Annotated in this window: 2 protein-coding genes; both read left to right on the top strand. The window is 55.2% G+C overall.

Annotated features, from left to right (window positions below; all coding sequences use genetic code 11):
* Positions 1-71 precede the first annotated feature (71 nt).
* Entirely contained in the window at positions 72-374 is a 303-nt protein-coding gene (locus AO064_RS31620) for a transposase (protein ID WP_014717988.1), read from the top strand.
* Positions 371-1,207 carry an IS3 family transposase gene (locus AO064_RS02085; RefSeq protein WP_064052242.1) on the top strand — a complete coding sequence of 279 codons (837 nt, stop codon included), beginning with the start codon at positions 371-373 and terminating at the stop codon, positions 1,205-1,207. Before AO064_RS31620 ends, AO064_RS02085 begins: the two co-directional genes overlap by 4 nt.
* Positions 1,208-1,243 lie beyond the last annotated feature (36 nt).

Raw genomic sequence — 1,243 nt, 5'->3', positions numbered from 1 at the left:
TGAACTGGCCTAATGATTTTGGACACTTCAATCGGGCGCTATGATAGCGCTCAAATCTGAGGTGTTTGGATATGCGTAAATCTTATTCGAGTGAGTTCAAGCTCAAGGCTGCCAGCATGGTGTTGGATGAAGGTCAGCCGGTTACCGAAGTCTGTGCCAGCCTGGATATCGGCCCCACAGCCCTGCGCCGCTGGGTTGATCAAGTGCAAAAAGAACGCTTGGGCTCGACTCCGGTGGGCGCCAAGGCGATTACCGCTGATCAACGAGAAATCCAGAGACTCAAAGCTCTGCTCAGAGAGAAAGACCTGGATATCGAAATCCTAAAAAAGGCCAGTGCTCTCCTGCTTTTGGACGCCAAGGATCATTCACGCTGATCAATGAGCTGGACGAGCAGTACGGCGTTAAAAGGTGTTGCCAGGCGTTTGGGGTCAACCGCAGTAGCTTCTACGCCTGGCGCCAGCGCCAAGGCAGAGCAAATCCTGAACGGGACAAGCTCAAAGCCGCGCTGGTCAGGCACCACAAGGCGTCCAGAGAGTCGGCCGGCGCACGTACTTTGTCCAAGGAGCTACAAGCCAAAGGGCATCGTATCGGACGTTATATGGCTCGCAGTTTGATGCGCGAAGCTGGCATCGCTAGTCGTCAGCGCAGGCGCCATAAGTACAAGTCGCCGGGCGTGGAGGCCTTGGTGGCGCCGCACGTGCTCAAGCGAAAATTTGATGTGACGGCGGTTAATCAGGTGTGGTGTGGCGACGTGACCTACATCAAGGTCGGCAAGCGGTGGATGTACTTCGCCGCCGTTCTGGATCTGTACGCTCGCAGGATCGTAGGCTGGTCGTTCTCGATGATTTCTGATGCCAACCTGACCTGCGAAGCGCTACGCATGGCGGTTGAGCTGCGCGGCCATCCCCAGGATGTGTTGTTTCATTCTGACCAGGGTTGCCAGTACACCAGCCATAAATTCCGAAACGCGCTTGTGAAGCATGGGTTTAGGCAAAGTATGAGCCGTAAAGGCGAGTGCTGGGACAATGCCCCGATGGAGCGTTTCTTTGGTAGTTTGAAGTCCGAGTGGGTGCCTGAAACGGGCTACAAACTGGAGCATGAGGCCCGGGCAGATGTGCAGCGCTATATCTCGCGCTACAACATCAGCAGGCCTCACAGCTATAACGACTACAGGTCGCCGGTCGTGAAGGAAAGGTTGGCGGCGTGAACCGTAATCAGTGTCCAAGATTACTTGACCAGTTCA

The sequence above is a fragment of the Pseudomonas marginalis genome, assembly GCF_001645105.1.
Classification (GTDB): domain Bacteria; phylum Pseudomonadota; class Gammaproteobacteria; order Pseudomonadales; family Pseudomonadaceae; genus Aquipseudomonas; species Aquipseudomonas petroselini.
Note: the sequence above shows the minus strand (reverse complement) of the source record. Positions and strands in the feature narration are given on the sequence as shown.